At 66.6% G+C, this 24,304-nt stretch carries 25 protein-coding genes; 9 read left to right on the plus strand and 16 right to left on the minus strand.

Annotation, left to right across the window (positions count from 1 at the left end):
- Positions 1–117: 117 nt before the first annotated feature.
- Positions 118–2,394, plus strand: coding sequence for an LGFP repeat-containing protein (locus ADBZ6K_RS20915; protein ID WP_526350246.1), 2,277 nt, complete (start codon positions 118–120; stop codon positions 2,392–2,394).
- 14 nt (positions 2,395–2,408) lie between these two features.
- On the opposite strand, the gene lexA is transcribed toward ADBZ6K_RS20915, so the two are convergent.
- Positions 2,409–3,125, minus strand: a complete 717-nt coding sequence (gene lexA, locus ADBZ6K_RS20920) for a transcriptional repressor LexA (RefSeq protein WP_526350247.1) — start codon at positions 3,123–3,125, stop codon at positions 2,409–2,411.
- 378 nt (positions 3,126–3,503) lie between these two features.
- Between lexA and ADBZ6K_RS20925 the strand changes: the two genes are divergently transcribed.
- Positions 3,504–3,848 carry a LysM peptidoglycan-binding domain-containing protein gene (locus ADBZ6K_RS20925; protein WP_526350249.1) on the plus strand — a complete coding sequence of 115 codons (345 nt, stop codon included), beginning with the start codon at positions 3,504–3,506 and terminating at the stop codon, positions 3,846–3,848.
- Between the two features lie 199 nt (positions 3,849–4,047).
- The gene (gene nrdR, locus ADBZ6K_RS20930; protein WP_526350250.1) at positions 4,048–4,512 is read left to right on the plus strand and encodes a transcriptional regulator NrdR; all 465 of its coding nucleotides are present in this window, start codon (positions 4,048–4,050) and stop codon (positions 4,510–4,512) included.
- A 63-nt stretch (positions 4,513–4,575) separates the two neighbouring features.
- On the opposite strand, the gene ADBZ6K_RS20935 is transcribed toward nrdR, so the two are convergent.
- From ADBZ6K_RS20935 to ADBZ6K_RS20945, 3 genes are read right to left on the minus strand one after another with little or no spacing between them, the layout of a single operon-like run.
- Positions 4,576–5,262 (minus strand): PhzF family protein, encoded by a 687-nt coding sequence (locus ADBZ6K_RS20935; protein ID WP_526350252.1) that lies wholly within the window; start codon positions 5,260–5,262, stop codon positions 4,576–4,578.
- Between the two features lie 34 nt (positions 5,263–5,296).
- Positions 5,297–6,319 carry an alpha/beta fold hydrolase gene (locus tag ADBZ6K_RS20940; RefSeq protein ID WP_526350254.1) on the minus strand — a complete coding sequence of 341 codons (1,023 nt, stop codon included), beginning with the start codon at positions 6,317–6,319 and terminating at the stop codon, positions 5,297–5,299.
- 36 nt (positions 6,320–6,355) lie between these two features.
- A complete protein-coding gene (locus ADBZ6K_RS20945) occupies positions 6,356–7,369 on the minus strand; it encodes a proteasome assembly chaperone family protein (RefSeq protein WP_526350256.1) in 1,014 nt (337 codons plus the stop codon).
- Positions 7,370–7,603: 234 nt separating this feature from the next.
- On the opposite strand from ADBZ6K_RS20945, the gene ADBZ6K_RS20950 reads away from it, so the two are divergent.
- Entirely contained in the window at positions 7,604–8,398 is a 795-nt protein-coding gene (locus ADBZ6K_RS20950) for a trypsin-like serine peptidase (RefSeq protein WP_526350258.1), read from the plus strand.
- A 5-nt stretch (positions 8,399–8,403) separates the two neighbouring features.
- Here ADBZ6K_RS20950 and sthA read toward each other — a convergent pair whose 3' ends face one another.
- Complete coding sequence (sthA, locus tag ADBZ6K_RS20955) at positions 8,404–9,819, minus strand: Si-specific NAD(P)(+) transhydrogenase (RefSeq protein ID WP_526350260.1); 1,416 nt, start codon at positions 9,817–9,819, stop codon at positions 8,404–8,406.
- 214 nt (positions 9,820–10,033) lie between these two features.
- Between sthA and ADBZ6K_RS20960 the strand changes: the two genes are divergently transcribed.
- On the plus strand, positions 10,034–11,080 hold the full coding sequence (locus ADBZ6K_RS20960) for a DUF4192 family protein (RefSeq protein WP_526350262.1): 1,047 nt from the start codon (positions 10,034–10,036) through the stop codon (positions 11,078–11,080).
- Positions 11,081–11,086: 6 nt separating this feature from the next.
- Here the strand turns inward: ADBZ6K_RS20960 and ADBZ6K_RS20965 are convergent, their stop codons facing one another.
- From ADBZ6K_RS20965 to ADBZ6K_RS20975, 3 genes are all read right to left on the minus strand, one after another.
- Positions 11,087–11,782, minus strand: coding sequence for an iron-dependent transcriptional repressor DtxR (locus ADBZ6K_RS20965; protein ID WP_526350264.1), 696 nt, complete (start codon positions 11,780–11,782; stop codon positions 11,087–11,089).
- A 126-nt stretch (positions 11,783–11,908) separates the two neighbouring features.
- Complete coding sequence (locus tag ADBZ6K_RS20970) at positions 11,909–12,868, minus strand: sigma-70 family RNA polymerase sigma factor (protein WP_526350266.1); 960 nt, start codon at positions 12,866–12,868, stop codon at positions 11,909–11,911.
- A 147-nt stretch (positions 12,869–13,015) separates the two neighbouring features.
- Positions 13,016–13,435, minus strand: a complete 420-nt coding sequence (locus ADBZ6K_RS20975; RefSeq protein ID WP_526350268.1) for a DUF3099 domain-containing protein — start codon at positions 13,433–13,435, stop codon at positions 13,016–13,018.
- A gap of 59 nt (positions 13,436–13,494) precedes the next feature.
- Between ADBZ6K_RS20975 and ADBZ6K_RS20980 the strand changes: the two genes are divergently transcribed.
- Positions 13,495–13,731, plus strand: a complete 237-nt coding sequence (locus tag ADBZ6K_RS20980; protein WP_526350270.1) for a DUF3039 domain-containing protein — start codon at positions 13,495–13,497, stop codon at positions 13,729–13,731.
- Here the strand turns inward: ADBZ6K_RS20980 and ADBZ6K_RS20985 are convergent.
- Positions 13,721–14,755, minus strand: a complete 1,035-nt coding sequence (locus ADBZ6K_RS20985) for a YhjD/YihY/BrkB family envelope integrity protein (RefSeq protein ID WP_526350272.1) — start codon at positions 14,753–14,755, stop codon at positions 13,721–13,723. The genes ADBZ6K_RS20980 and ADBZ6K_RS20985 overlap by 11 nt on opposite strands.
- A 65-nt stretch (positions 14,756–14,820) precedes the next feature.
- Entirely contained in the window at positions 14,821–15,012 is a 192-nt protein-coding gene (locus tag ADBZ6K_RS20990; protein WP_526350274.1) for a DUF7455 domain-containing protein, read from the minus strand.
- Between the two features lie 135 nt (positions 15,013–15,147).
- Here ADBZ6K_RS20990 and ADBZ6K_RS20995 point away from each other — a divergent pair, with 135 nt between their 5' ends.
- Positions 15,148–15,513 carry a DUF952 domain-containing protein gene (locus tag ADBZ6K_RS20995; RefSeq protein WP_526350276.1) on the plus strand — a complete coding sequence of 122 codons (366 nt, stop codon included), beginning with the start codon at positions 15,148–15,150 and terminating at the stop codon, positions 15,511–15,513.
- A 60-nt stretch (positions 15,514–15,573) separates the two neighbouring features.
- Here ADBZ6K_RS20995 and ADBZ6K_RS21000 read toward each other — a convergent pair whose 3' ends face one another.
- The 4 genes from ADBZ6K_RS21000 to ppgK all read right to left on the minus strand — a co-directional run bounded on the left by ADBZ6K_RS21000 (position 15,574) and on the right by ppgK (position 21,649).
- On the minus strand, positions 15,574–15,939 hold the full coding sequence (locus ADBZ6K_RS21000; RefSeq protein ID WP_526350278.1) for a RidA family protein: 366 nt from the start codon (positions 15,937–15,939) through the stop codon (positions 15,574–15,576).
- 63 nt (positions 15,940–16,002) lie between these two features.
- Entirely contained in the window at positions 16,003–18,876 is a 2,874-nt protein-coding gene (locus tag ADBZ6K_RS21005) for a UPF0182 family membrane protein (RefSeq protein WP_526350383.1), read from the minus strand.
- 217 nt (positions 18,877–19,093) lie between these two features.
- Positions 19,094–20,590 (minus strand): RNA polymerase sigma factor, encoded by a 1,497-nt coding sequence (locus tag ADBZ6K_RS21010; protein WP_526350280.1) that lies wholly within the window; start codon positions 20,588–20,590, stop codon positions 19,094–19,096.
- 240 nt (positions 20,591–20,830) lie between these two features.
- The gene (gene ppgK, locus ADBZ6K_RS21015) at positions 20,831–21,649 is read right to left on the minus strand and encodes a polyphosphate--glucose phosphotransferase (RefSeq protein ID WP_526350282.1); all 819 of its coding nucleotides are present in this window, start codon (positions 21,647–21,649) and stop codon (positions 20,831–20,833) included.
- Positions 21,650–21,798: 149 nt separating this feature from the next.
- Between ppgK and ADBZ6K_RS21020 the strand changes: the two genes are divergently transcribed.
- Complete coding sequence (locus tag ADBZ6K_RS21020; RefSeq protein ID WP_526350284.1) at positions 21,799–22,659, plus strand: inositol monophosphatase family protein; 861 nt, start codon at positions 21,799–21,801, stop codon at positions 22,657–22,659.
- 6 nt (positions 22,660–22,665) lie between these two features.
- Here ADBZ6K_RS21020 and cei read toward each other — a convergent pair whose 3' ends face one another.
- Positions 22,666–23,316, minus strand: coding sequence for an envelope integrity protein Cei (gene cei / locus ADBZ6K_RS21025; RefSeq protein ID WP_526350286.1), 651 nt, complete (start codon positions 23,314–23,316; stop codon positions 22,666–22,668).
- A gap of 166 nt (positions 23,317–23,482) precedes the next feature.
- On the opposite strand from cei, the gene ADBZ6K_RS21030 reads away from it, so the two are divergent.
- Positions 23,483–23,785, plus strand: a complete 303-nt coding sequence (locus ADBZ6K_RS21030) for a DUF4193 domain-containing protein (protein WP_024445904.1) — start codon at positions 23,483–23,485, stop codon at positions 23,783–23,785.
- 38 nt (positions 23,786–23,823) lie between these two features.
- Here the strand turns inward: ADBZ6K_RS21030 and ADBZ6K_RS21035 are convergent, their stop codons facing one another.
- On the minus strand, positions 23,824–24,303 hold the full coding sequence (locus ADBZ6K_RS21035; RefSeq protein ID WP_526350289.1) for a DUF3093 family protein: 480 nt from the start codon (positions 24,301–24,303) through the stop codon (positions 23,824–23,826).
- Position 24,304: the final 1 nt, after the last annotated feature.

The following is a 24,304-nucleotide window of genomic DNA, read 5'->3' on the forward strand; positions in this document are numbered from 1 at the left end:
GGGCAGTCTGCGGGGTATTTTGCCCAAATCGGGACATGCCCCGGGGCATTACGTCCCCACGCATCGTTGATGGACGCGCTATTTTGAGAGCACTTTGCCGAAGCGCGGGGAGGTTGGATGAGTGGCCAGCGTAGCTTGCTAGGCATAGGAGCGCGACGAGTTGCGCTGGGCCTGCTGGCCGTTTCCGCGACGCTCTTGCTGGCCCCGGCAGCGGCGGCGACACCGGAAACCGACGCGGACGATGCGGTCACCGCCGCGTGGGAATCCAACGGCGCGGCGACGGGTCCGCTAGGCGACCGGCAAGGTGGCGTGTACCCGATCGGCGCGGGGTTCGGGCAAGACTTCGCCGGCGGAAAGGCCTTCTTCACCCCTGCCACAGGTGCGCACATCATGCACGGCGCCATTCTGGAGAAGTACGAGGCCCTCGGTGGGCCCGCGGACAGCGATCTGGGTTTCCCCACGATCGACGAGGGCCCGGGCCGGATCGGCCCCGACAGCCGCAACACGACTTTCAGCGCACCCGACAACCCCGTCATCTTCTGGACTCCGGCTACCGGCGCACACGTGGTGCGGGGTGCCATCAACGCGGCGTGGGACAGAATCGGCGGCTCGGCGGGACCGCTCGGAGTCCCGTCCGACGACGAGGTGTTCAGCGGTGACGTGGTGTCGCAGAAGTTCACCGGCGGTGAGTTGTCCTGGAACATGCGGGATAAGACGTTCACGACCGTGCCACCCCAGTTCGCCGATCAGCTCGCTGGACTGGCGGTCCCGGATGACCCGGCATCGGCGATCAACGCCGCCCGGCGGGCGGCTGGGGGACCCTCGGGGCCGCTGGGCGCGGCTGACGGCGAGCCCTACAAGATCGGCGCGGACGGTGTCGCCCAGAACTTCACCGGCGGAAAGATCTTCTACAGTCCGGAAACCGGCGCCAACGTCCTGACTGGGCAAGTACTCGAGAAGTACGAGAGCGTCGGCGGACCCGAGGGTGACCTGGGTTTCCCGACGAGCAGTGAACGTGAGGGCGGTCTGGGGCCCAACAGCCGTGTCGTGTCCTTTTCGGCCGACGATCAGCCCGTCATCTTCTGGACACCGGACACCGGCCCGGTTGTCGTTCGGGGTGCGATGAACGCCGCCTGGGCGAAACTCGATGGCGCGGAAGGAAAGCTCGGCGCGCCGACATCCGATCAGACCGAGGACGGCGACGTCATCACCCAGCGCTTCAGCGGGGGAGCCATCTCCTGGGACAAGGGCACGCATCAGTTCACCGCCGACCCGGCCGATCTGGCGACGACCCTGTCGGGTCTGCAGGTGCCGGGCCAGGACTTGCCGGCCACGCCCAGTGCCCCGCAGGCGTCGGATACCGACGGGGACAAGGTGTTCCGCTGGCATTGGAACTGGTGGTGGCTGGTCGCGCTCATCCCCGCGCTTCTGGTTGCCGGCCTGGTGGCCGGCGGCGTGCTGCGTAACCGACGCCGGGGGAGCGGTCCCGACGGCCCATTCGCCGCAGAGAAGGCACAATTCGGCGCCGTCGCGCCGTGGGGACCCCCCAGTGCTGATCCGGCCGTGCGCGACGAGGCCGACGATGACGGGGCAGGCGAGGCCGGCGTTGACGGGACCGGTGGCGCCGCGGACTCCGACATCGAACTGTTCGGCGCCCTGACTGACCCTGATTCGGTTGACACCGAGCCCAACCGGATCGAAACGTTCTCCGCCGACGCCGACGCCACTCAGGTAGAGACGGAGTTCGATGAGGCGCCGACGCAGACGGTGCCGCGGGTCGTTGAGTCCGGCGAGCCGTCGCCCATCGAGGCGGTCCCCGCGGAGTTCGATGTGGAGCCCGAGCCGGTGGAAGCAGATTTCGATGAGGCGCCGACGCAGATCGTGCACCTGGTCGGTGAATCCGATTCGTCTCCCGATGTGCCAGACCAATCGCTTTCGGACAAATCCGACGAGCATGCGGCGGTGGCCGAGCCGGCCGAATACGAACACGATGAGGACTCCACCCTCGTGGAGAAATCCGAAGGGGACAGCACGCTGGTCGAGATAGTGGAGGAACCCGCCGCGGAATCAACGTCCGTCGCGACTGTCGACGACGATTCCGTCGATGAGCAGACGCTGAGTGTTCCACCTGCCCCGCAGTCCGATACCGAGCCCGAATTCCCGACAGGACGGCATGCGGCCATCGACGTCGACGAACCGACACCAGGGCGTACCGCCATCCACCTCCCGCTTGAGAATCCTCACGAGGCTCCCGACGGCTATCCGATCAAGGCCGACACCAGGTCCGGACTCTACTGGTCGCCAAGCAGCGGACGGTATGAGGACGCCGTGCCCGAAATCTGGTTCGCCAGTGAGGAACTCGCGCGCACCAACGGGTTTGTCAGCGCCGACTGACGCTTGTGTCGCGGTCAGAGTCGGCGGATGACCGTGACCACCTTGCCGAGCACGGCGGCGTCGTTTCCTGGGATCGGGTCGAACGCCGGGTTGTGGGGCACCAGCCACACCTGACCACGAGTTCGCTTGAATGTCTTGACCGTTGCCTCGCCGTCGATCATGGCGGCGACGATGTCGCCGTTGTCCGCCACATTCTGCTGACGCACCACCACCCAGTCGCCGTCACAGATGGCGGCATCGACCATCGAGTCGCCCACCACCTTGAGCAGGAACAGCGAGCCCTCGCCAACGAGTTCGCGCGGCAGCGGGAACACGTCCTCGACGGCCTCCTCGGCGAGGATCGGACCACCGGCGGCGATGCGGCCAAGGACGGGCACGTAGGTCGGTTCGGGCAATGCGTCGGACCCCGCGACGTCGGTGGAAACCACCGGCGAGGCCGGATCGTCGGCGGCCCGTACATCGACAGCACGGGGCCGGTTCGGATCTCGGCGCAGATACCCCTTGCGTTCGAGGGTGCGCAGTTGATGGGCGACTGACGAGGTCGAGGTCAACCCGACCGCGTCGCCGATCTCGCGGATGCTGGGCGGATAGCCCCGACTGGTGACCGAGGCGCGAATGACCTCGAGAATCGTGCGTTGACGTTCGGTCAACCCGGAATCAGGCCTACGCCGGCCCGAGTCGACGTCTGTACCGGCCGCGCGGTCACGAGTGTCGCTGCTGTCCTCGCTCATGGCGCCGAATGTAGTCCGAGACGTGCGATTAATCAAACATGTGTTCGAGGCGTGTCATGCGCCGCCGAAAGTTGTCGGTGGCCCGTCCTAGTGTGAGCAACGGTTCGATCACACGTTCTATGAATCGAACATATGATCGACTAGGTTCGAACATCAGAGCGAAGAGACAGGGATAGGGGCGACGCGATGACAATCCTCGGCACTCGGGCGCATCAGACAGCGTGGCCGGCGCGCGCGGAGTGGGCCGTATGGCCTACGCGGGTGGGATATGTGGAGCACCCGACGGGCCAGGCGCGCCGGAGCGCCGCAGACCGCCGGAGCGCCACAGACAGCCGGACCGCGGCCGTGCGCAGGCCATCGCCGGGAGGTCCACCGGAGATGGGGGTGCGCTATCGGGGAACGGGGGTGCCGGTGTCGCGGGCATTCCACCGGCGTCGGCCGGTCAGGCCGGCGACCACGATGCTGGTGGCGCTGGCTGCGGCGGCGGTCACGGTGTGGCTCGGCATGGTGGCACAGATGGGCGGCGTCATGGGACAGGAGCCGGGCACGCCGAGCCGGCTGGCTGTGGTCCGCGTCCAGGAGGGCGAGACGTTGGAGCATGTCGCGCGGCGGGTCGCCCCGGGTGTCCCGGTCGCCGGGGTCATCGCGCGGATCCGCGAACTCAACCAGATGGAGTCAGTCAGCGTCGATGCCGGGCAATCGCTCATCGCGCCGGTCGGCTGACGCTGCGATGGGCGCTGAAACATCCTGCGGGACAACGGGCATGGGGAGTGCGCCGATCAGCTACTCGCCGCTGAATCCATTGTTGGGCTACCTGGGTGCTGCGCAGGTACGCTCGGAGGCGTTCGAAGTTCATATATGTCGGCGCCCGGCGCGGCCTCACCACGGAACCGGTTGCCCGGGACGGCGCGAAGGAGCGGTAATGCACTGTCCGTTCTGTCGCCATCCCGACTCGCGCGTGGTCGACTCCCGCGAGACCGATGAGGGCCAGGCGATCCGGCGCAGGCGGTCTTGCCCCGAATGCGGCCGCCGATTCACCACGGTGGAGACGGCGGTGCTCGCCGTGGTCAAACGGAGCGGGGTCACCGAACCGTTCAGTCGCGAGAAGGTGGTTCGCGGCGTGCGGCGGGCCTGTCAGGGCAGGCACGTCGACGACGACGCGCTGAACCTGCTGGCTCAGCAGGTCGAGGACGCGGTGCGCGCGACGGGCTCCCCCGAGGTGCCCAGCCACGAAGTCGGGCTGGCGATCCTTGGTCCGCTGCGGGAACTCGACGAGGTTGCCTACCTGCGATTCGCGTCGGTGTACCGATCGTTTTCCTCCGCGGAGGATTTCGAGCGTGAGATCGAGGCGCTCCGCGCCCATCGCAAGGTGCCGACGTCGGGCTGATCGACGCCGCTGCCAGTCGATCTGCGCGGTCGGTCGAACCGGGTCGCGTGCCGATCTGGGTCGTCAGTCGATCTGCGTGGTGCCGTCGTTGACGACCCTGCCTGCCACGCGCACCCAGCCCTCCGGGCTCCACGTGGTGTAGATGAAAGATCCCTTGCCCTGCACGATCGTCAGGTCTCGGCTGAGGTAGTCGGTGATCCGCACCGCGGCGGCGCCGGTGGCCTCATCCTCGGGGATGCCGAGGTTGACCGCGAACATCCGTGACCGGATGACGCCCTGGTCTTTGTCGGCCCATGTCCACAGGTAGTTCTCGACGTCGTCGGGATAGTCCGCGGGCTCAGCGGCCTCCAACTCCTCGACGGAGGAGAGGTCGTAAATGGCGAACTCCGGCGCCCACTCGGAGCGGGCGTTGACGGCCGTCACACCGTCTTCGTGGCTGACCTGGACGATGCCGATGGGAACTTGCAGGGTGTTGAGCGGGAATCCCTTCTCGTGCAGCCACCACGACGCTCCGACGGTCGGGTGCCCGGCGAAGGGGAGTTCGGTCACCGGTGTGAAAATCCGGGCGTGAGCGGTACTCGATCCCGCCTGCGGGATGTCGACGAACACCGTCTCGCTGTAGCCCAGTTCGGTGGCGATCCGCTGGCGGTCGTTCGGATCGACCGCGCTGGCGTCCACGACGCCGAGGGGGTTGCCGAACCTTCCGTCCGAATCGGTGAAAACGCGCAGAACTGTCACGTCGATGGCCATGCGCCGATGGTACGTGGTTGGTCAGAACGCCTGGTCAGGTGGCACTGCGTTCGTCGGCACCCATCGCGTCGAGGACCGCGACCCGTGTGTCGATCGAACCTGAGATCGTGCCTTCGCTGATGCCGGTGCGCAGCAAGTGACGCAACAGATCCTGGTCGTAAACGGCCGGCTCGGTGGAGTCGATGAACTGTTCGACCACCTCGACGAAGCGGTCCGGATCCTCGTGAAACGGAAAATGCCCAGCCCCCGCGAAGATCTCCAGCCGGGAACCGGGCATCGCGGAATTGGCCATGTGGGCGTGGCTGACGGGTATGACAGCATCGCGTGATCCCCAGATCAGTTGCACCGGAACGGATTCGGTCAAATAACATCGATCCAGCATGGTGACCACCTGGCCGCGCCAGTCGACGACGGCGCGCAGCGTGCGCGCGAAAGCCGACGATGCCGTCGGCTCGGGCAGGTCGGCCAGGATCCTCAGTACGTCAGGCAGGTCCCGGCCGACGCCGGTGGAGCCGATCAATGCGCCCGCGACGCGTCCGGCCACCTGCAGCGAGGGCAGCACCAACGGCAGGCGCAGCAGGGCCAGCGCCTCGGTGGCCATCGGCAGCGAAGCGAAGCGCAACGCCATGCTGACGTCTTTGGTCACGCCCCCTGCGCCCACGAGGATGAGTCGATCGACCAGGTGCGGGAATTGGTAGGCGAACTGCATGGCCACCCCGCCGCCCAGCGAATGCCCGACGACTGTCACCCGGTCCAAGTCGAGGACACTGACCAGATCCCGCATGCCGTTGGCGTACGCCGCGACCGAATAGTCCGCGCGCGGCTTGTCGGACCTGCCGTGACCCAACAGGTCTGGCGCGATCACCTTGAACCGCTGTGCAAGCTTGGCCTGAACAGTGCTCCAGGTCGTGGAGTTGTCGCCGATGCCGTGGATGAGCAGGATCGCCGGGCCGGTGCCGGCTACCCGGAACGCGCGGCGATACCCGTGGATGGTGCGAAACTGTAGCGACGGTGTCACTTCCCGCACGGGTCGCAGGTTGGGCTTTCGCTCCGTCATATCGCCAACTTCGTTGTCGGGCCGGCTCAGTCAGGGTCAGTGATCGTCGCTATCGGCGACACCGTCCCCGAAACCGTCTTTGTACTTGTCGTCCTTGAACTTCTCGCCTGCCTGCTGCGCCAGGAACCGTTCGAACTCTGCGCCGAGTTCATCACCGCTGGGCAAGTCCTCATCGCGGGCCAGCAGTGACCGATTCTCCTGTGCGGCAACGAACGCATCGTACTGTCGCTCCAGCGCCGTGACCACCTGAGCGACCTCACTGCTGGCCTCGACCTGCTCGTTGATCTTGTCGCGAACTTCCGAACCGGCCTCGGCGAGTCCGTTCAACGGGATATTCAGCGAACCTGTCCTGGCCACCTCCGCCAGAAGGGCTTCCGCCGCAGGGGGATACGCCGTCTGGGCGAGGTAGTGCGGCACGTGCACGGTGAAACCTACGACCTCCTGGCCGTGCTGGGCCATGCGAAACTCCAGCAGGTTCGACACGCTGCCCGGAACCTGAATCTCCCCCACCCACGGCGGGTGCTCGGAGATCAGCTCCTTGTTGTTCGAGTGTGCGGTCAAGGTGACCGGTCGGGTGTGCGGCACCGCCATCGGGATGGAACCCAGGCCGATCACCTGCCGAACGCCGAGCCGCTCCGCCAGCAGACGCACCGCGGTGATGAACCGCTCCCACCGCAGGTCCGGCTCTAGGCCGGCGAGCAGCAGAAAGGGTGTCCCCACGCTGTCGTGCAGCGCGTAGAGGTTCAGTTCCGGATCCTCGTACTTGGTGAAGTGATCGGTCTTGAATGTCATGAGTGGACGCCGGGATCGGTAATCCAGCAGTTCGTCGATGGCGAATGAGGCGACCAGCTCGGTATCCAGCGTGTCCTTGAGATGCTCCGCGGCCAGCCGGATCGCGTGGCCAGCGTCCGAGAAGCCCTCCAGCGCATGCAGCATCACCGGCCCACGGCCGTCGGCCGAGGACAACTGAGGCGCCGGGAACTCCAGCTCGTACATTCCGGTGTGCTCGGGCTGGTAATGCTGCTCCGGGCTGTCTGCGTTTTCAGGCATTCGCCTCGCCTCCTCGCCGTGGCGCCGGGATTCCTGGTCGAGGGAACTGGACGCCGTGTCCACTAGTGTCGCTCATTCCACGGTGGATGCCATTGGGAATCCCACCGTCAAGTCTGAACGCGGCGTCACCGACGCGGCATTCCGGCCCGGATCTCCGCTGCTCCACCGACCGATCTCAGCCCGGATGTGTTTGCCCGGTGCCCCGGGGCCAATCGTCGGGCAAGATCGGTGTGCATGCGTGCGCGGAGGATCGCTGCGGCGGCGCTGCTCGGGTGGTGGTCGGTCGGGTGCGGCCACGCGGCGCCCGTCGGGCGCGAGGTCGGGTCGGCGTCGACCACGTCCCCGGTGACGCTGGTCCCTGGCACGCAGCCCGTGCCGCCCGACCCCAGGATTGGTGCGGTGTTCCTGGGTGGCGGGGATCTCCACACCTGTACGGCGTCGGTGCTCGACTCCGCGCGGGGCGATCTGATTCTGACTGCGGCGCATTGCCTGTCCGGTGCAATCGACGCCACCTTCGTCGCGGGCTTTGACGACGACGCCGATGCCGCCGACACATGGCACATCGACACGATCTATCTGGATCCGCGCTGGGTCGCCCAGCAGGATCCAGTGGCGGACTTCGCGATCGCGCGGGTAAGCGGCCGACCGGGGGACTCGGTCGCAGCTCGGGCCGGCGGCGGGCTGAGGATCGGGGCGGCGCCGGCCCGTGGGACGACCGTCACGGTGACGGGGTACGGCGTCGGGGAGGGCGGCGGACCGATCCAGTGCCGATCGGCGACCGCGTGGACGGCGGGCTTCCCCTCGCTGAGTTGCCGCGGACTCGTGGCCGGGGTCAGCGGTAGCCCATGGACGAACGGGACGCACAACTCGACCGTGACGGGCCTGGTCGGGGGTCTCGACGGCGGCGGTTGCGACGACGACGTCTCCTATTCGCCGCCGTTCGACGGTGCGATCACGCAACTGCTCGCCCGCGCTGAGGCGGGCGGTCCGGGAGATGAAGCGCCAACGGTTTTCGACGACGGCTGCTGAATCACCTACGCGCGGAACTGGTTCAGCGCGCGCAGCTTGTTCATGACGTCGAGTGCGGCGACCTTGTATGCCTCCGAGAAGGTGGGGTAGTTGAAGACCGCATCGACCAGATATTCGATCGTTCCGCCGCATCCCATCACCGCCTGCCCTATGTGCACCATCTCGGTCGCGCTTGTTCCGAAGATGTGTACGCCCAATAACTTCAGGTCCTCGGTGGAGACCAGCAGCTTGAGCATGCCGTAGGAATCGCCGGCGATCTGTCCGCGCGCCAGCTCGCGGTACCGGGACACGCCTACCTCGTAGGGGACCGAGTTCTTCGTCAGATCGACCTCGGTGGCACCGACATAGGACACCTCGGGGATCGAGTAGATGCCGATCGGCTGCAACTCGGTGATCGCGTTGCCCGATTCCCCGAACGCGTGATAGGCGGCGAGCCGGCCCTGATCCATCGACGTCGCGGCCAGCGCCGGAAACCCGATCACGTCGCCGACCGCGTAGATGTGGTCGACCTTGGTCTGGAACCGGTCGTCGACGAACAGGCGACCCCGTGCGTCGACCTCCAGCCCTGCCTTGTCCACGTCGAGGTTGTCGGTCTGACCCTGGCGGCCGGCCGAGTACATGACAGTCTCGGCGGGAATTTGCTTGCCGCTGGCCAGCGTCGTCACGGTGCCCACCGACCCGACGTCGACGGCAGTCACCTCCTCGCCGAACCGGAAGGTGACGGCCAGATCGCGTAGGTGGAACTTGAGAGCCTCGACGATCTCAGGGTCGCAGAAGTCCAGCATCGTGTCGCGCTTCTCGACGACGGTCACCTTGGTGCCCAGCGCGGCGAACATCGACGCGTACTCGATGCCGATCACGCCGGCGCCCACCACCACCATCGATGCCGGCAGCGCCTTCAGGTCGAGGATTCCGTCGGAGTCGAGGACACGATGCTCGTCGAACTCGACCCCTGCCGGTCGCGCCGGCTTGGTGCCCGTGGCGACCACGACGTATTCGCCGCTGACCGTGGTGCGTTCACCGCGGGTGGGCTCCTCGACCAGCACGGTGTGCGGGTCGACGAACCGGCCGTGGCCCTGGATCAGGTCCACGCGGTTGCGCATGAGTTGCGAGCGGACGACGTCCTGCTCCTTGCCGATCACGTGCTGGGTCCTGGCGAGCAGGTCGGCAGGGGTGATCTTCTCCTTGACCCGATAGCTGGCGCCGTAGAGCTCGCGCTGGTTCATCCCGGTCAGATAGACGACGGCCTCGCGCAGTGTCTTGGACGGGATGGTCCCGGTGTTGACGCACACCCCGCCCAGCATTCGGCCCCGTTCGATGACGGCGACGGATTTGCCGAGCTTGGCAGCGGCGATGGCTGCCTTCTGGCCGCCTGGACCGGAACCGATCACGACCAGGTCGTACTCCAGCTTCGAACCCATGGCAACAAGGTGTACGCCGGTTGGGGTGATCTCGCATGCCGAGGGTATCAACAGCACGTGAACAGTCCGGTTGTTCGGCGCGTCCGGTCGCGGTCCGCCGACCGCGGTTGAGGCGATCCGGCCGTTCATCCCCAATCGCGGTTTCATCCCCAGGGTGAGTCCCGTTGCGATCTGGCGGCCCGTTTCTGACGGGACGGGTTGGGACCGTCTGTGCATGACGACATCGCAACCCTTCGACTTCGACCTCAACCGCCCCGGCGCCCTTATCGCGGGGCTGCCTGCCGTGCTGGGATTCGTCCCGGAGAAATCCCTGGTACTGATCACCATCGACCGCGGCGAGATGGGATGTGTTCTGCGGATTGATCTTTCACAGACGGTGCTCGCAGCGGTCGGCCAACTCTGCGACACGGCCGCGGCCGCGTGCCCGGATGCGGCGATAGCCGTGATCATCGACGACGCCGGCGCCGGATGCCGCATGTGCAGTGCCGAGCATCGCGAGCTCGCCGACGAGCTCGCTGTGGGGCTGCGGGAGCGCGGAATCGAACTGCTGGCGGCCCATGTAGTGGATCGCGTGGCGGCCGGTGGTCAGTGGCGCTGTGCCGACGAATGCGGCAGGGCCGGTGCCGTGGATGATCCGTCGGCGTCTCCGCTGACGATGGCGGCCGTGCTGGAGGGCCGAAGGCTCTACGATCGGCGCGCCGACCTGGAGCAGGTTGTCGATCTCGACGCCGTCCGCAGCGCCAGACTGGCCGACGTCGTCGACCGGTGTGCCGAGCAGAGGGGTGACCGCACGGACGCCGACGCGCGCACCGACATCGAGAACGTGCTCGCGGCCAGCGCACGGGTGGACGAGGGCATCGTCCTCGGCGACGACGCGTTGGCCGGGATCGCGTGTGCGTTGACCGATTCGCAGGTGCGTGACCCGCTGTACGCCCTTGCGGTGGGCGAGCGGGCAGCGCAAGCCGAGGCCCTGTGGGTCATGCTGTCCCGCTGTCTCCCGTCGCCGTGGCGGGCGGAGGCGCTGGTGCTGTTGGCCTTCTCGGCCTACGTCCGTGGTGACGGGCCGCTGGCCGGCGTCTCGCTGGAGGCGGCGCTGCGCTGCCAGCCGAACCATCGGATGGCGGGCATGCTCGACACCGCATTGCAGTCGGGCATGCGCCCGGAGCAGATCAGCGAACTCGCGATGACCGGGTTCCGACTGGCCGACCGCCTCGGCGTGCGTCTTCCGCGGCGGCAGATGTTCAACCGGCGAGCCGGCTGAACACCGTCAGACCTTCTCCACCTTGACGGCGTGGGCCATGTGATGGGGCAGCTCGACCTGCTCGTGGCCGGAAATCATGATCAGCACGCCGCCGTTGTCGCTGCCCTGCACGGTGACCCGCGCGTTGGGTACGACTCCGGCGTCCTTGAGGCGCGCGATCAGCTCGGCGTCGCCCTGGACGTGCTCGGTCAGCTGGCGAACGACAACGGCGATGGGCATGCCGGTGGGCAGTTCGGTCAGGCGGATCAGGTTGACGTCGTCGGCGCGGCCATGATCGTTGTCGACACCCAGTTCGGCCAGGCCGGGAATCGGGTTGCCGAACGGTGAGGTGGTGGGGTTGTCGAGCACCTTGAGTAGACGGCGCTCGACGTCATCGCTCATCACGTGTTCCCACCGGCAGGCCTCGGCGTGCACTTCCTCCCAGGGCAACCCGATCACGTCGACGAGCAGCCGCTCGGCGAGCCGGTGCTTGCGCATGACTGCGATCGCGAGCGCTCGGCCCTTGGCGGTCAACTCGAGGTGGCGATCGCCGGCGACGTGAAGCAAGCCGTCTCGTTCCATCCGCGACACCGTCTGGCTGACCGTCGGACCGCTCTGATCGAGCCGCTCGGCAATGCGGGCGCGCAACGGGACCACACCCTCTTCCTCGAGGTCGTAGATGGTCCGCAAATACATCTCGGTGGTATCGACAAGATCGTTCATTCCGCACCCTCCGTCGCATCGAGTCTACCGGTCTGCCCGCTTGAACTGCGGCGCAACACCTGCCCGCGACAGCGCTTGGACCGCCGGGCGATCGGCGGGCCAAGGCTTCTGTTGGTATTGGACAGGTCAGCTGGCGTAAGAACGCAGCCGATCTGCGCGCTCGCCATTGCGCAACTTGGCCATCACTTCGCGCTCGATCTGGCGGACACGCTCGCGGGACAGCCCGAAGAGCTTGCCGATCTGGTCGAGGGTGCGCGGCTGACCGTCGTCGAGACCGAACCGCAGCCGAATGACCTGCTGTTCGCGCTCGTCGAGGGTGGCGAGCACGTGGCGGATGTCGGTGTGCAGCAACTCGGAGATGACGGCGTTCTCGGCCGACATCGCCTCGGCGTCCTCGATGAAGTCGCCGAGCGGGGCTTCCTCGTCGGTTCCGACCGGCATGTCCAGGCTTACCGGGTCGCGGCTGTGCTCGAGCAGGTCGGTAATCTTGTCGACCGGGATGCCCGACTCGGCGGCCAGTTCCTCATCGGTCGCCTCGCGGCCAAGGTTCTGATGCATCTCCCGCTTGATTCGGGCCAGCTTGTTCACCTGCTCGACAAGATGCACGGGCAGCCGGATGGTGCGGCTCTGATCGGCCATGCCGCGCGTGATCGCCTGGCGGATCCACCAGGTCGCGTAGGTGGAGAACTTGAAGCCCTTGGTGTAGTCGAACTTCTCCATCGCGCGGATGAGGCCGAGATTGCCTTCCTGGATGAGGTCGAGCAGCGGCATCCCCCGGCCGGTATAGCGCTTCGCCAGCGATACCACCAGGCGCAGATTGGCTTCCAGCAGATGCCTGCGGGCCGCCTCGCCGTCACGAACCACCAGGCGCAGGTCATGTTTGCGACTGTCGCCGAGTCGCTTCTTGGTATCCAGCACGTGCTGGGCGTAAAGGCCCGCCTCGATACGCTTCGCAAGTTCAACCTCGTCGGCCGCATTGAGAAGCGCCGTCTTGCCGATGCCGTTCAGATACACGCGTACGAGGTCAGCGGCCGGACTCTGCGCGTCCAGGTCGTGGTCGACGCGGGTGGTGGTGGCATTTGCCATGACGGCCTCCTGATCGGGTCGAACTGTCATGAGGTAGAACGCTCGAAGTCCGTCAGGAGTTCCCGAAAACTGCCCGCTTCACACGTGTTGATCTGCGGTTTCTCGTCGCCGACCTGAGAATGTCCTGAGAATAGAGATAGAAGTGTCTCAGCGGGGGACGTCGTCGCCGGGATCGACGTGATCCCGTTGCGGTGGGTTCTCGGGGCGGCGCTCGATAGCCGGTCGTTCGGCGGTGGGAATCAGCGGAATCCGCCGTGGTGCCTGATATCGGCGAGGCTCCTCGGCGCGCCGGGGCGGCCGATCGTTGGCGATGAGAACCGCCATCCACGGCAACGGCACGGAGACGAGGATGATCGCCAGGGAGATCAGCCCGTTGTGCCACAGACCGTACGCGGCGGCGGCCAGGATCAGCGCCGGGATCCGGAAGGACATCAAGGTCAGGTACTTGCGAACCCGTTCGCGGTGCTGCTCCTCGTACGCCGGAGCGGCCCGGGTGATCAGGATGGGCCGACCCTCGTCGTCGAAACCCAGCTCTTGGCCGTGTTTCATGACTCCACTGTTACACATCTGGGTCGCTCTGCGTCGGTCGCATTCCTAACCAATGCATGACCGGGCAGAATGTACGTATGCAGACCCAGACGATCGAGCGCACAGACACCGACGAACGCGTCGACGACGGGACCGACAGCGACATCCCCAAGTACTTCCACTACGTCAAGAAAAACAAGATCGCCGAAAGCGCCGTCATGGGCACGCATGTCGTCGCGCTGTGCGGTGAGGTGTTCCCCGTGACGCGGGCGGCCAAGCCGGGCTCTCCGGTCTGCCCCGATTGCAAACGCATCTACGAGACGCTCAAGAAGTAGCCGTCGGACCGTCGCTCTTGGCAGACGACGCCGTCCGGGACTCGGCCTGCTTGTTGTTGCCGTTCTTGTTGCCATTCTTGTTGTTGCCATTGAGCGATTCGGCTCGTTCCTCGAACTTCTCCTCGAGCCAGCCCCGGAAGCGGTGAGTGTGGGTGACCGGCGCGGGAAACTCCTCCTCGATCGCGGCGTTGAGTTCTGCACCGATCATGATCGCGAAGCCAAGGAAGAACGCGAACAACAGAAATGCGATCGGGGTGGCCAGCGCGCCATAGGTGTAGCCGGTGCTGGTGATCCAGGTCAGGTAGACGCGCAGCCCGAACGTCGTCACCAGGAAGACCGCCGAGGCCAGCAGCGCGCCGTAGATCAACCGGTGCGAGGGCAGCGGCTTGGGCAGCGACACTCGGTAGAGGATGTTGACGGCCACCGTCAGCGCAACGAACAGCACCGGGTAGTAGCCATAACGCAGGAAGCTGTCCCAGCTGTCGGGAATGTACTCAGCGACCTTGCGCGGACCCAGCGCCAGCAACGGCGCCGTCACGATCGCGAATACGAGCATCGCGACGTACAGCCCCAGCGCGTAGAAGCGCTGCCGGACCGGATGCCGCAACGGTGTCTGGTCGTGCGCCTCGACGATCGAATCCACGAACGCAGATATTGCCGACGAACCCGCCCACAACGAGATGACGAAGCCGAGCGAGACCACCTCACCGCGGGCGCCCTGCACGATGTCGCGGACGGTCGGTTCGATGATCTCGTTGACGACGTTGGTCGAGAAGAACCGCGTCGCCGTGCTGACCAACTGGTTCTCGATTGTCACCAGGGTGTCCGGCCCGAACAGCGGCGCGATATAGGCCAGACTCCCGAGCATGCCCAACAACAGTGGGGGCAGTGACAACGCGCACCAGAAGGCCGCTTGTGCCGACTCCGCGAAGATCGAGTCGTCCCAACTTTTCACCAACGTGCGTCGTGCGATGGCGCGGATGTGGTGGCGCGATGGGCGCGCCCGCACTTGTTGGTCAGTCATGACCAGACAAGCATTACTGACGAAACGTCGTCCTGCCCAGGCTCAGCTGATTCCGGAGTGTGTACTCAGGGATGCAGCGGGCTGATTTCCAGCACCGCAGACTGTTCGATCAGCTTCGCTTCGTGCTCGTTCGCGTGGTGCTGGCAAAACAGCAGTTCCGCTCCCGAGGGAAGCTTTGCGCGGACTCGAGCAGCCGCGCCGCAGCGATCGCAGCGATCAGCCCTTGTCAGTTCCGGACTGGTCAGAGTTGCGTTCATGGCTCCTCCGTAGTTGCTAGTGCCGCGTACGTCTACTGTCTCAGACGCATTCGGTTCCGGCCTTGTTCCCCAGGGGTTTACCGGTGTGTCGTGTCTCACGTTCCGGCCGAGTTGCTCCTCCGGCACGCTCACGTTATGAACGCTTCTGCGCCAGATTTAGTTCACCTGTGCAGCGCTGCCGAATGGGAGCGCGCCAGCGACGTCGGCGAGCATCGTCCTGCGTCCCTCAGCGCGCAGGGATTCGTCCACCTTTCGACGCCTGAGCAGGTGCATTTGCCCGCAAACCGGCTCTACTCGGGTCGCGCCGACCTTGTGCTCCTGCGAATCGATCCGGCCCGGCTGACTGACCCGGTCCGCTGGGAGCACGGCGTCCCGACCGACCCGGCCTCGATGCTGTTCCCGCACCTGTACGGACCCCTACCCGCGGACGCTGTGATAAGTGTCACGCCCTATCCTCCGGACGCCGAAGGCGTCTTCCCGGCGCTGGGGATGTCCGGCTGACCCGGGCGGCCACCGCGGCTCCGACTCGGGGCCGGAGCGGGCATGCGGCCGAACGGTGGGTCACTCCGGCAGCACCGCGTCGGCCTCGATCTCGACCAGCAGCTCGGGTGCGATCAGCGCCGACACTTCGACCATCGTGGCGACGGGGCGAATGTCGCCGAACACCTGCGCATGCACCTCGGCGATCTCACGCCACCGTGAGATGTCGGTGACGAACATCCGGGTGCGAACCACGTCAGCCAGCGTCGCCCCGGCCTGTCGCAGCGCGCTGTCGATGCGGCGCAGCGCCTCGCGCGCCTGGGTGGCGACGGTGTCGCCCGGCGCGGTGGTTCCCGCGACGACGATGTACGGCCCGACCCGGACGGCCCGGGAGTATCCGACGGCATCCTCGAACTGCGAACCCGAACCGATGTTGACGCGGTGCATCCGTTCAGAATAGTCGCGCTGGAGCTGAAATCGGCTGTGCACCAACGATGTTTACCGTCGCGCTCAGGGGTGCTGGGATTCGTAGGCGTCGACCGCGCTCTGCAACCGGTCGAGCACCTCGCGAAGTTCGGCCAGGGCGTCCCGCAGCTCGACCGCCGTCTCCGGCGTTCCCTCACCGACCGGCGGCGCCGCCGGACGTGGTACGGGCTGGGGTCCCGCCGCGGGCGGTGCCGATTCCGGTGCCGGGGGAGCCGCCATCGCCGCGTCGCCGCCGGGCGCCGTCGCCACACGTCCCGTGCTCGGACCGAACAGCTGCTCGAGCGCCTCGGCGAGCGTCGGTGCGTAGCCGATCCGCACCCCGTTGGTGTCTGGTTCGCGGAAGCTCACCAGAACCCGCGAAAGCTGCGGAAACGTCGAGCTGTTCGGCGTCGTCGGGATGCGCTCGGTGTACAGCGGCTCGACGTAAAGCACGCCGCCGTCCGCTATCGGCAGCGTCAGCAGGTTGCCGAACTGGATCCGGTTCGACCGCTCCAGCAGTGTGCGTTCCGACGCGACGCGGGTATCGGAGATCATTGAGTTCTGAATTTGCTGCGGGCCTTGCGTCAAGGTGTTGGTGGGTAACCGCAGCACGGTGATCTTGCCGTAGCCGTCGGGGTCCGACCGCACAGAGATGTAGGCGGACAAGAACTCCCGGTTGTATCCCACCATGGCGGTGGCGAGGTGGAACGACGGTTCGGCGGTCTGCTCGTCGCCGATGAGGACGTAGAACGGCGGCTGGGACGCCTGGGTATCGTCGGTGGGGTCGCTGGGCACCGACCAGAATGCGTTGGTGGTGAAGAATTCCCGCGGTTCGTTCACGTGGTACTTAGCCACGAGTTCACGCTGGACCCGGAAAAGGTCTTCGGGATAACGGAAGTGGGCACGCAGCCCGTCGGGGACGTCGTCCTCGGGTTGCACGGTGTCCGGGAACACCCGCATCCACGCCTGCAACACCGGATCGTCGCGATCGACCTGGTAGAGCGTCACGGTGCCGTCATAGGCGTCTACGGTTGCCTTGACCGAATTGCGTACGTAGGAAGCCTGTTTGCCGCCCCGCAGTATCCCACTGGCGCTCACCACCGGTTCCTGCAGCAGGGAGCGCTGCGCGTAGGGATAGCTGTCGAGGGTCGTGTACGCGTCGACGATCCAGGTGATGCGTCCGTCCACCACCGCCGGGTATGGGTTGGTGTCGGTGGTCAGCCACGGCGCGACGCGTTGCACGCGTTCGCGCGGGTCGCGGTGGAAGATCAGCCGCGACTCGGCCCCGATCGCCCGCGAGAACAGGATGTTGCGTTCCATGTACTTCGTCGCGAACATGCCGCGGTTGAACCAGTTTCCGATTGGCACCCCACCCGCGCCGGTGTAGGTGTAGGTGGATGTGTCGGTGTCGTACTCGCGAGGTGCCGACCCGGGTGCGCCGCCGACGATGGAGTAGTCGGGATTGGCTTGTGCGATGACCTCGCCGAAGTAGATCCGTGGCTGTTGGACGGGAATCACCTGTTGGTCGGAACCCTGTGAGGCGATGTCGCTGACAGTGTAGATGGGGTAGCCGCTGTTGCTGTCCGAGGTGTTTGCGGCGTCGCGGACGGCGGCGTTGACCCGGTTTGCCGGCGCGGCCACGAACCCGTTTCCGTGAGTGTAGACGGTGTGCCGGTTGATCCAGTCGGTCTGGTTGCCGGTGAGGCTGTTCGGGGACAGCTCGCGTGCGCCGACGATGTAATCCCTTAGCTCACCGTCGATTTCGTAGCGATCGATGTCGAGTCGATCCGGAAAGCCGTAGAAGTTCTTCAGCTGCTGCTGTTGGGTGAACGTCCGCGACAGGATGTTGGGATCCAGTAGCCGGGCGTTGGCGATGGTGGTCACGTCGGCGGGCACATCGCGCGGGGACTTGGTGCCCACACCCGCGTAATCGCGGTACTCCACCCAGTCCTCGCCGAGTCGGTAGGCCTGTCTGGTCGCGTCGATGTTGCGTTCGATGTAGGTGCGCTCGACGTCGGCGGCGTTGGGGCGCACCGAGAACTGCTCCATGAGCAGCGGCCACCCTCCGCCCACCAGCGCCGAGGAGAGCACCAGAAGCGCCGTGGCCATCGCGGGGATCCGGATATCGCGCAGCACGATGACCGCAAAGAAGCTGACGGCGCACAACACCGCGATCGCGAGCAGGACGAGCCGGGCGGGAAGGACGGCGTGGATGTCGGTGTATCCGGCGCCGCTGAACGTCGGCTCCTTGCGGCCACTCGTCAGCAGTGAATACCGGTCCAGCCAGTAGGAGGCCGCCTTCAAGAGCATGAACGCCGCTGCGATCAGCGCAAGCTGAACCCGGGCCGGACGGGTCAGCACGCCCTTGTTCTTCGAGACGCTAAACCCGCCGACCAGATAATGGGTGATCAGGCTGGTCACGAACGCCAGAATCGAGGCGGTGAACAGCCAGTTCAGCACCGACCGGTAGAACGGCAGGCCGAAGGTGAAATGGCCGATGTCGTGGCCGAACTCCGGATCGGTGACGCCAAAGGAGCCGCCGTGGAGGAACAGTTGCACCGTCACCCAGTCGATCTGCGCAATCAGGCCGCTGACCACACCGACGGCGATCGGGATACCCCACCCCAACTGCCGCGGCCTGCGCACGATCTGCGTGCGGATCTGCTCGATCGGGTCGTCGGCCTTGCCTGACGGCACGAACATCGGGCGGGACCGATAGGCCAGGAACATAGCGAGTCCGACGGCACCGCCGACGATGAGCAGGACGGCGGCGAGGATCGCCAGCCGGGTGAGGATCACGGTCAGCCAGACTCGCCGGTAGCCGACCTCGCCGAACCACAGCCAGTCGATGTAGATGTCGACGAGGCGCAGGCCGGCGACGGGGAGAATGAACAACGCGACCGTGACGGCGATGAGAATGTGCGCGCGCCTGCCGGGCGATCGACGGACTTCGGGCGAACGTGTGCCCACGTGCATGCTCCTTTGCATGCCCATAGCTTCGGCAGCTGCGGTGCAGCAACCCGGACCCCTCAGCAGGCGTTGCGCTCAGCGCGCGGCCCGTTCACAGGATTCTACCGGCGTTCTCACAGCTACCTCCGGCGCCGCCCGCCCGAGCGGCGTCCGTCTGAGTCCAGTCTCAGTCCAGGTAGTCGCGCAGCACCTGAGAGCGGCTGGGATGCCGCAGCTTCGACATCGTCTTCGACTCGATCTGGCGGATGCGCTCGCGGGTCACGCCGTACACCTGGCCGATCTCGTCGAGCGTGCGGGGCTGGCCGTCGGTGAGACCGAACCGCAGCCGTACCACGCCGGCCTCGCGCTCGGAGAGCGTCTCCAACACGGACTGCAGTTGATCCTGCAGCAGGGTGAACGACACCGCGTCGACGGCCACGACTGCTTCGCTGTCCTCGATGAAGTCGCCTAGCTGCGAGTCGCCCTCGTCACCGATGGTCTGGTCCAGCGAGATCGGTTCACGCGCGTACTGCTGGATCTCCAGCACCTTCTCGGGCGTGATGTCCATTTCCTTGGCCAGCTCTTCGGGCGTGGGCTCGCGGCCCAGGTCCTGCAGCAGCTCCCGCTGGATGCGGCCCAGCTTGTTGATGACCTCGACCATGTGCACCGGGATTCGGATGGTGCGGGCCTGATCGGCCATTGCGCGGGTGATGGCCTGACGGATCCACCACGTGGCGTACGTGGAGAACTTGTAACCCTTGGTGTAGTCGAACTTCTCGACCGCGCGGATCAGGCCCAGGTTGCCCTCCTGGATCAGGTCGAGGAACGCCATTCCGCGGCCGGTGTAGCGCTTGGCCAGCGACACCACCAGGCGAAGGTTCGCCTCCAGCAGATGATTCTTGGCGCGATCACCATCGCGGCAGATCCACTGCATGTCGCGGCGAGCCTGGACAGCCAGCTTCTCGCCCCTGTCGGCGAGTTCGGTCAGCTTCTGGGTGGCGAACAGCCCCGCTTCGATGCGCTTGGCGAGCTCGACCTCTTCCTCGGCATTGAGCAGCGCGACCTTGCCGATCTGCTTGAGGTAGGCGCGCACCGAGTCGGCGGATGCGGTCAGCTCGGCGTCCTTGCGAGCCTGGCGCAGCGCCTCGGATTCCTCCTCGTCCCAGACGAAGTCCCCGGACGCCTTCTCCTTCTCCGACGGTTCGGGAATCTCCTCGTCGTCGGCGGCAGGCGCCGTCCCTGCGGCAGTGGCCGCGGCGGGCGCGGGTTGGGCTGGCTGCGCGGCGCCCGCGTCTTCGGCCTCATCGTCAGCGTCGTCGGTGTCGTCCTCGTCGGCAACTTCGTCGTCGACATCCTCGTCGTCGACGTCGAGTTCATCCAGATCCAGGTCGGAGTCGTCCTCGAGGTCCTCACCCGGCTCGGTGTCCAAGTCCACGTTGACGTCCTCGTTGACGTCGAGGTCGTCGGTCGCCAGGTCTTCGTCGCCCGCTGTGGGGTCCGGAGTGCCCTTCGTACCGGCGGTCCCGTCTGCGGCCTTGTCCGAACGCGGCCGGCCGGCCCGCTTGGCGGGCTTGACTCCCGCCGGGCTGGCGGACTTCGCTGGGGCGGCTTTCTTGCCGGGAGTCTTGGTGGCGGTTCGCTTCACCGGCTCATCGGTTGCCGGGCCTGCCTTTGTCGCTGCCACGTACACCCTTTCGGTCTTGCTTTATCCGGTGGGCACGGGCATGCACCACCGAAGCGTCGGCTATATCGAATGTCGGCGTTGATCTCAGCTCGGATACTCACCGCTATTCGGTAGGCGGCCGCCGTTGACCATTGTAACGACAGTGTGAGATAAAGCCGTGTCGAGCGGCAAAATCTGACGCCGCCGCAGGCTCGGACGGCGGCGTGGAGGGCACGGCCGCGCGGGTGCGGCTCAACGCGTTCAGTGGCCCGCGACGGCCGTGGCCGTAACGTCGACCTCGGCGGCCATCGCCGCGCCCACGATGCCTGCGGTGTTCTGAAGCGCCGCGGCCACGACCGGCGTGCGGTTCTTCAACAGCGGAATCCACTTGTCGGCCTTGCGGCTGATACCGCCGCCGACGATGAACAGATCAGGCCAGATCGCGTTCTCGATAGCCACGAGCACCTGGGTGACCTCGTCGGTCCACCTCTTGTAGCTCCACTCCTTTTTCTCCTTGACCGACGATGCGGCCCGGTGCTCGGCCTCCATCCCGCCGACCTCGATGTGCCCCAGTTCGGTGTTGGGCAGCAGCACGCCGTTGTGGATGACCGCCGAACCGATGCCGGTGCCGAAGGTCAGCAGCACGATCACACCCGAATTGGCCTTGCCCGCACCGAACCGCTCCTCGGCAAGACCCGCCGCGTCCGCGTCGTTGAGGACCGTCACCGGCTGCCCGCCCAGCTCGGCAGCGATCACCTTTCGGGCGTTTGTCCCGATCCAGCCCTTGTCCACGTTGGCGGCGGTGCAGACGATGCCGTCGGCCACCACCCCGGGATAGGTGACGCCCACCCGGTCCGTCCAGCCGAATTCGTGGACCACCGCGGCGATCGTCTTGGCAACCGCGTCGGGCGTAGCCGGCTGCGGGGTTGCGAGTTTGAACCGCTCGCCGATCAGCTGCCCGGTGTCCAGGTCCACGATGCCGCCCTTCACACCGCTGCCGCCCACGTCAATGCCGAACCCACGGCGCTGCGGACCGCCGTTCGTACTGGGATCTCCCGCAGGCGAATCGGCGGTAGTCATAGGTGCGCTCCTCTGCATGGGTCGGCTGTGCGCGACAGCGCCAGGAAAGGACGATGCGTCCCTCACCCTAACGGCTCGGCAACACTTTGGTGTGGGTGCTGCGCAACCGCCTCGGCGACATTTCCCGCCAAACATGCTGCGATACCACCGTGACACAAAACGAATCCGACCCGACGGCGCTGCGGTCGGTGGCCGAGCGGCTGGCCGCAGAGGCCGCCGATTTCGTGCGGCGGCGCCGCAGAGAGGTGTTCGGCGACGCCGCCACCGGGAACAACGGCTCCGCCGGCGGGACTAACGGCGGTGCCGTGCGTTCCAAGAGCACGCCCACCGACCCCGTTACGGTGGTCGACACCGAAACCGAGCGCCTGCTGCGGGAGCGATTGGCGCAACTGCGCCCCGGCGAGCCTATCCTCGGGGAGGAGGAAGGCGGCCGCGCCGGCGTCCGCGAGGGCCAGCTGACCTGGGTCCTCGATCCGATCGACGGCACCGTGAACTTCGTCTACGGCATTCCGTTCTACGCCGTGTCGGTCGGCGTGCAACTCGATGGGGAGTCGCTGGCGGGCGCGGTAGCCGACGTGCCCGCAGGCACCGTGTACTCGGCCGCTCGCGGACACGGCGCGCACCTGCGGCGCGACGGTGCCACCTCGGTGATCAGGTGCAGCGACGCAGGTGATCTGTCGATGGCGCTGATCGGCACCGGCTTCTCATATTCGCCCGAACAGCGGCTGCGTCAGGCAGAGCTGCTCACCCGGGTTCTTCCTGCGGTTCGCGACGTCCGACGCGTCGGTTCGTGCGCCCTGGACCTGTGCATGGTCGCCGCCGGGCAGCTGGACGGCTACTACGAGGACGGGGTGAACGTCTGGGATTGGGCCGCGGCCGCGCTGATCGCCACCGAGGCAGGGGCCCGAGTGTGGCTGCCACCCCGCGACGGTGCGGTCGGCGGGGGTGGCCGGGTGGCCGCGGCGGCACCGGGCATCGCCGATGCGTTTCACGCCGCGATTACCGGCTGAGCCTGCTCAGCAGGCCGCGGTATGGATCTGCTCGAGCAGTGCGGTATCGGTCGGCTGAGTGGCGTCGGGGCGCAGACTTGCCAATACGGCCTCGATGTCGTCGCTGGTCGCCAGTTCAGTGAAGTCCGTCCCCACCGCCAGATCCACGGTGTCGTCCGGCCTTTCGTCCTGGAACAGCTCCGTGCACGGCGCGACCAGCCAGACGGCCGCGGCGGAGGCGCGGCCGGCGGGACCGAAGCGGATCTGGCCCTGGCAGGCCAGCCGCTGCGAGGCGTAGACGGGGTCGTTCGCCGCCTCCGGCGGCGGGAAGCCCGCGTCCCGCAGCTCACCGGCAACCTCGGCGGCCTGACCGCCCCAGCCGCTGGCGTTGAGCACTCTGACCCGGACGTCGGCGAGTTTGGCCGGCGTCACGTCGGTCATGACGGTGCGCGCCACTTGTGTCCCGAGCTTGGGCACCGCGGGGTCGGTGGCCGGCGGGGGAGGGTTGCAGACGGCCGCTTCGCGGATGTCGGGGGGACGGCTCAGCGCCACCACCCACACCAGCGTCGCCGCGACCGCGAGCACCGCGAGCAGGATGATCGCCGGCAGCGCGTTGCGCCGACGGAACGGGCGCCCGTGCTTGTCGAAAGCTGTGCCTTCGGTGATGTTCGCGACCACCCCGACACTCTAAAGCCCCGGTAGCTTGGGCTCGCGGGTCGGACGCACCGCCGGTGTGACGTAAATCACAGTGAAACCTGTGGCAATCCGGGCACGAATCATTTGGGGAATGCGTTCGACGCTGGTACAAAGCTCAGCTGCAAGGTTTACGGAGGGGATTAGGACGATGGCCACCGACTACGACGCCCCACGGCGCACTGAGACCGACGATGTTTCCGAGGATTCCCTCGAGGAGTTGAAGGCACGGCGCAACGAAGCCCAGTCTGCAGTCGTCGACGTCGACGAATCCGAGTCCGCCGAGTCATTCGAATTGCCAGGCGCCGACCTGTCCGGCGAGGAACTGTCGGTGCGGGTCATCCCGAAGCAGGCTGACGAATTCACCTGCTCCAGCTGCTTCCTCGTACATCACCGCAGCCGCCTGGCCAGCGAGAAGAACGGTGTGATGATCTGCACCGATTGCGCCGCCTGACGGGGTCCGTCACCGCAGTCAGGCGCTGCACGCCGCCGTCAGCCGCGCAACGCGGCGAGCACACGGTCGGGGTGGCGCGTGCTCACCAGCCAGTAGGGGGTGGGATCGTCAGGATCGTCGAGCACCAGCAGCGCCATGGGACCCACCCACGCGCGGTGGACCACGTAGGCCGCCGGGTCGAGCTGGCGACCCAGCGCCGCCGACTTCGCCGATTGGGGGACCGCCGCCGAGCGTGAGACCACGCTCACCGGCAGGTGCGCGTCGCCGACCCACAGCTCGGTGTCTCCCGAGGACTGACCGACCACCCGGACCTCGGTCTTGCTGAACCACACCAGGACGACCGCCGCCACCGGCAGGAGTACCGCGAAGGGGAGCCAGTTGGGCAGCGATCGCACGCCCTGATTCACCTCGAGAGCGATCAGACCGGCAAGGCCCATCGCCGGTGGCCACCACCACCACGGCACCCAGAGCCGCTCGTGATAGCGCACCGATTGGGTGGCTGCGCGCGTGTCGGACACG

Source organism: Mycobacterium sp., assembly GCF_044223235.1.
In the GTDB taxonomy this organism is placed as follows: domain Bacteria; phylum Actinomycetota; class Actinomycetes; order Mycobacteriales; family Mycobacteriaceae; genus Mycobacterium.